Origin of the sequence: Gordonia hirsuta DSM 44140 = NBRC 16056 (genome assembly GCF_000333015.1) — a bacterium.
Taxonomy (GTDB): Bacteria; Actinomycetota; Actinomycetes; order Mycobacteriales; family Mycobacteriaceae; genus Gordonia; species Gordonia hirsuta.
Window position 1 is genome coordinate 1 of record NZ_BANT01000051.1, and the last position, 5,387, is coordinate 5,387.

4 protein-coding genes and 5 tRNA genes are annotated in these 5,387 nt (G+C 65.8%); 1 reads left to right on the top strand and 8 read right to left on the bottom strand.

Translation table 11 applies throughout. The annotated features are described in order from the left end of the window. From GOHSU_RS16385 to GOHSU_RS14870, 5 genes are all read right to left on the bottom strand, one after another. Positions 1–2,027, bottom strand: a 2,027-nt coding sequence (locus GOHSU_RS16385) for a hypothetical protein (protein ID WP_005943486.1), incomplete at its 3' end; no start/stop codon positions are given. A 213-nt stretch (positions 2,028–2,240) separates the two neighbouring features. Next, positions 2,241–2,314 (bottom strand) — tRNA-Asp (locus tag GOHSU_RS14855). A gap of 81 nt (positions 2,315–2,395) precedes the next feature. Continuing rightward, positions 2,396–2,469, bottom strand: a tRNA-Phe gene (locus GOHSU_RS14860). Positions 2,470–2,505: 36 nt separating this feature from the next. After that, positions 2,506–2,582: transfer RNA gene (locus tag GOHSU_RS14865), tRNA-Asp, on the bottom strand. Between the two features lie 36 nt (positions 2,583–2,618). Next, positions 2,619–2,691, bottom strand: a tRNA-Glu gene (locus GOHSU_RS14870). A 253-nt stretch (positions 2,692–2,944) separates the two neighbouring features. Here GOHSU_RS14870 and GOHSU_RS14875 point away from each other — a divergent pair. Further along, positions 2,945–3,568, top strand: coding sequence for a TetR/AcrR family transcriptional regulator (locus tag GOHSU_RS14875; RefSeq protein ID WP_029759858.1), 624 nt, complete (start codon positions 2,945–2,947; stop codon positions 3,566–3,568). A gap of 51 nt (positions 3,569–3,619) precedes the next feature. Here the strand turns inward: GOHSU_RS14875 and GOHSU_RS14880 are convergent. From GOHSU_RS14880 to GOHSU_RS14890, 3 genes are all read right to left on the bottom strand, one after another. Next, a tRNA-Lys gene (locus GOHSU_RS14880) sits at positions 3,620–3,695 on the bottom strand. 43 nt (positions 3,696–3,738) lie between these two features. After that, positions 3,739–4,644: an alpha/beta fold hydrolase gene (locus GOHSU_RS14885; protein WP_005943490.1), complete on the bottom strand. Its 906-nt coding sequence runs from the start codon at positions 4,642–4,644 to the stop codon at positions 3,739–3,741. 46 nt (positions 4,645–4,690) lie between these two features. Further along, the coding region (locus GOHSU_RS14890; protein ID WP_005943492.1) for a CopD family protein at positions 4,691–5,387 on the bottom strand (697 nt) is incomplete at its 5' end.

Consider the following 5,387-nt stretch of genomic DNA (forward strand, 5'->3'; position numbering starts at 1 on the left):
GGCTTGTCGACCACCTTCTCGATCACGTTCGGCTTCTCCACCACCCGCTCGACGATGCGATCGACCGGCTTGTCGACCACCTTCTCGATCACATTGGGAACCTCGACCACCCGCTCGATCTCGCGATCGACGGGCTTCTCCACGATGTTCTCGATCACGTTGGGAACCTCGACCACGCGCTGGATCTCGCGATCGACGGGTTCCTCGATGACGTTCTCGACGATGTTGATCACTTCGACGACCTTGTCGACGCTGCGGTCGACCGGCTTCTCCACGACCTCTTCGACGACGTTGGGCACCTCGACCACCCGCTCGACGACCCGGTCGACCGGCTTCTCGATGACCTTCTCCACGACGTTGGGCATCTCGACGACCCGCTCGACGACATGGTCGACGGGCTTCTCCACGACCTCTTCGACGACGTTGGGCACCTCGACCACCTTGTCGACGCTGCGGTCGACGGGCTTTTCGACGATGTTCTCGACGATGTTGGGCACCTCGACCACCCGCTCGACGACCCGGTCGACGGGCTTCTCCACGATCTGCTCGACCACGTTGGGCGTCTCCACCGTGCGTTCGACGATCCGGTCGACGGGCTTCTCCACCACCTGTTCGACGATGTTGGGCACCTCGACCACCCGCTCGACGACCCGGTCGACGGGCTTCTCCACCACCTTCTCGACCACGTTCGGCTTTTCCACGACGCGCTCGACGATATGGTCGACGACCTTCTCGACCGGCTTCTCGACGATCTGCTCGACGATCTTGTCGACCGGCTTCTCGACGATCTTGATCACCGGCTTCTCGACGACGATCTCGACGACCTTCTCCACCGGCTTCTCGACCATCTTGTAGACGATGGTCTCCACCGGGACCTCGACGATCTTCTCGACGATCGTCTCCACCGGCTTCTCGACGAGGACCTCGATGATCTTCTCCACCGGCTTCTCCACCGGCTTCTCCACGATCTGCTCGACGGTCACCGGCACCTCGCGGTCGACGATGGTCACCACCGGCTGCTCGACGAGGCGATCGATGCTGATCTCCTTCTCCACGATCTGGTCGTGGATGTCGACGATCAGCTTCTCCACCAGCCGGTCCACCTCGACCGGCGCTTCGACGACCTCGTCGACCACGGTCACCACGAGCTTCTCCACCAGCCGGGAGACGTCGACCTCCTTCTCGACCACCTCGTCGACCAGCGTGACCACGAGCTTCTCTACCAGCCGGCTCACATCGACGGGGGTGTCGACCACCTCATCGACGAGGGAGACCACCGGTGCTTCGACCGTGCGGCTCAGCTCGACCGGCTTCTCGGTGACCTGATCGACCACCGAGACGACCGGCTTTTCGACCATGCGCTGGATGTTGACCGGCTTCTCGGTCACCTCGTCGACGATCGTGACGATCGGCTTCTCCACCAGCCGGGAGACCTCGACGTCCTTCTCGACCACCTCGTCGGAGATGGTCACGATCGGCTTCTCCACCAGTCGGGAGACGGGTTTGGGGACCTCGACGACGTCGTCGAGCACGGTCACGACCGGCTTCTCCACCAGTCGGGTCACCTCGACGGGCGTGTCGACCACATCGTCGACCAGGGTCACGATCGGCTTCTCCACCATCCGGGTGACGTCGACCGGCTTCTCGACGATCTCGTCGACCACGGTCACGACCGGCTTCTCCACCAGCCGGGCGATGTCGACCGGCACGTCCTGGACGTCGTCGCGCACGCTGACCACCGGGCGCTCGACGAGCCGCTTAACCTCTACCGGCCGGTCTTCGACGCTGTCGACGATGGTGACGACGGGGCGCTCGACCAGCCGGCTGACGGTGGCCGGCTTATCGACCACCATGTCCACGGTGTCCACCACCAGGCGCTCGACGATGCGTTCCAGCGTGACCGGCTTATCGACGATCTTCTCGACCGGATTCTCGACCAGCCGCTCCACGGTGAACTCCCGGTCGACCACGTTGTCGATCACGTTGAGCTTGGGATCGCGCGGATCCCCGGCGTGGTTCTTACTCACATTGCCTCCCTTGTGATGGACCAGACCGCCCTGTCGGCCGATTCCGACGGCCGCATGGCGCGACAGCCGTGGTGTAACAGGTCTCTTCTCAGAATCTAGTCGTCGCGACCAACCCGTGTGCGCAAGAGGCCCGAATACCGCCCGGCGCGCCACCCCCGAAACCAAATGAGTCGCGATGTCGACATGCGACATCGCGACTCATTTTGGCTGGAGCGACCCTGACGGGACTCGAACCCGCGACCTCCGCCGTGACAGGGCGGCGCGCTAACCAACTGCGCCACAGGGCCTTGTGTATTCACAACCGTATGAAATTGTGTATTCACAACCGTATGAAATTAGAAGAAGGCCCCCGCACTGGGAGCCCACTGTGGCCAGGGCCGGGATCGAACCGGCGACCTTCCGCTTTTCAGGCGGACGCTCGTACCAACTGAGCTACCTGGCCGGACAGGCGCTGAACTATCCAGCACCGACGCCGTGATGGCGACCCTGACGGGACTCGAACCCGCGACCTCCGCCGTGACAGGGCGGCGCGCTAACCAACTGCGCCACAGGGCCTTGTTCAATTGTGTTTGCGACTTACGCCGCAAAGCGTACCCCCTACGGGATTCGAACCCGCGCTACCGCCTTGAAAGGGCGGCGTCCTAGGCCGCTAGACGAAGGGGGCCCGGTTGTTCCTCGTTGGGAGCGTCGCTAGCTTATGGCACTTCGAGAGCTAAGCACAAATCCACTGGTCAGAACCTATTCTGTCGAGAGGATCACCGGTGGTGAGCACCTGCGTCTCCCTCCCAGCGACACAGACGCTCACCACCGGACCACGACCGGAACCGACGAACGCTGCCTCCCGACGAATCAATTCCGTCATTCGTACCCCTCGGTTCCATTTATCGACACTAGCACCGCGGGGCTACCGTGGAGGCATGGATGAGCAGGACGCTGTCCGGCGAGGGCAGCGCGGGCGCCCTCGGCACGATCAACTGGAGTCGCGCCGGTCGGCGATGCTCGATGCCGCTGCGCAGGTTCTGGTCGAGGAGGGCTACGCCAACTTCACCGTCAACGCCGTGACCCGCCGCGCCGGCGCCTCCAAGAGCACCGTCTACTCCTGGTTCGGCAACCGCGAGGGGTTGCTGCAAGCGGTGGTCAACACACACTACGACCGCAGCTCCGAGTGGCTGCGCCCGCACCCGGACGGGCCGCGCAAGGCACTGTTGCGCTTCGCCGCCGCCCTGATCCAGTCCCTGCAGGATGATCTGGCCGTGGCGATCACCCGAGCAGCGATGTCCGCTCCGGAGTTGCGGAAGATCCAGCTCGCCGGCGGATACGGCCGGGTCCAGCCCTTGACCGCCGAGTTCCTGCGCCAGGCGGCCCGCGCCGGAGACCTGCGGATCGACGACCCCGATGCCGCGGCCAAGGCCTTCTTCGGTCTGGTGGTCCAGGACGATCAGGTCCTGCGGCTGCTCGGCGAGGCGCGGCTGACCCCGCAGGAGGTCCGCGTTCGTGCCGAATTCGCCGTCGGCGCCTTCTTCCGGGTGTACGCGCCGTGAACTGCTCCGGCGGCCCGTGCGGGCCGGAGACGACCCCGGCGCCGGATCGGCTGGTGCCCCCAGTAGGACTCGAACCTACGACCTGCGGATTAAAAGTCCGTAGCTCTACCAACTGAGCTATAGGGGCGGGCACGCTCTGCGAGCGCGAAAAGCAGTCTACCCCCGGCCCGTCACGGCAGGATCAGCGACGGGGTCTTGTCCCGTTGCGCCACCGAATCCACCGCATTGGTGAAGGCCGGGACAAAACGCTCGGCGCCGATCACACAGCATGCGTGACCACCGTCGACCGGGAAGACCATGGAGTCGGAGATCCCGTCCGAGAGCAGCGACTGACGTTCGGGCGGCACCGTCTTGTCGCGGGTGGAGATCACCACCGAGGTCGGCACGTTGACCTGGCCGAGCCATTCGCGCGAATCGAAGGCGGCCATCGCCTCGCTGAAGGCGCCCAGTTTGCTGATCGGCGTCGACAGGAACTGACTAATGCCCCATTTCGCCGGATGCTGCGACCAGTCGTTGAGGCGCCGGTCGGACGGGATCGGCAGATAGCGGTCGAAACGGGCCGCCAGAGCGCCGAGCTTGCGGTCGCGGGCCAGTTCTTCGGGGTCCAGACTCGAGAAGTACGGCCCGGTCGAGGCCAGCACCAGACCGATGATCCGGTCGGCATGCCGGCGCCACGCCAGCTGAGCGATCCCCCCGCCCATCGAGAAGCCCGCTGCGATGAACCGCTCAATGCCGAGCAGATCGGCGACCGAGACGGCGTCGTCGGCGCACTCTTCCAGGCTGAAGTCGGCCGACCGGATACCGCGGCCGTGCCAGCGATGATCGATGGTGATGACGCGGTAGGTCTTGGTCAGCTCCGGGATCACCGGGTACCAGCACAGCAGACCGGTGGTGGCGACCGAGTGCAGCAGAAACAGCACCGGAGCCTCGCGCGGGCCGGAGTCGGTGATGAACGTGGTGCCGCGGCCCGGTAACTCCAGATACTGACCGGCCGGCAGATCTCGCACCGGATACGGATGCAGCACGTGACTGAATGCACGCTTGACCGAGCCCAATTCGTACGCCTTGCTACCCACGCCTTCGACGCTACCCCGTAAATCTGGACCGATCCTGAGAAATGTCTCAGCCGGGCCCGGTGCTGGCCAAACCGGCCGCCAAACCCAGCGCCAGTGCCAACAGCGCGGTCTCGGCCACCGCCCGGCGCAGGGACACCTCCGCAGCGGTCCGATGCCGAGCCGCCGACGGCACCCACCTGCGGCGATGGGCAGCCGCCATGCCCAGTACCAGCATCAGCACGACGATCTTGGCCAGCACCACCCGGCCGTATCCGCTGCCGAGCCACTGTGCGCCGACGCCGAGACGATCGACGGCCGCGATCGTCCCGGTCGCGGCGAGCACACACACCGCGACCAGCGCATAACGGGAGAACTCCGGCAGTGCCGCGGCCCAGCCGCTTCTCCCGCGCACCGTCATCGCCAGGGCGGCCAGAGTCCCCGCCCACCAGGCGGCGGCCAGCGCATGCACCCCGACCAGCAACGGCGCCCAGGTTCCTGTCGCCGCATGGCCGGTGGTCGCCACCGCAAGCACCCCGACCGCGGCGATCACGGCGACCACGACCGTCGGAGCGAACGGCCGGAACGACCACACCAGCACGGTCACCGCACCGCCGAAACAGACCAGCTGGGCCAGCCCCGTGGTCAATCCGACGGCCAGGTCCGCGCTGCGCAGCGCCAGCGGCGACGTGCCCGCGCGATCGGCCAGATCCAGCCAGGCCGCGACCAACGACGTCGCTCCCCACCAGCCGGCGGCCGCGGCGATC

Bases quoted from the DNA above. Each gene is read 5' to 3' on its own strand.
- GOHSU_RS14875 (WP_029759858.1), top strand. From the start codon at position 2,945: ATGGATGAGCAGGACGCTGTCCGGCGAGGGCAGCGCGGGCGCCCTCGG.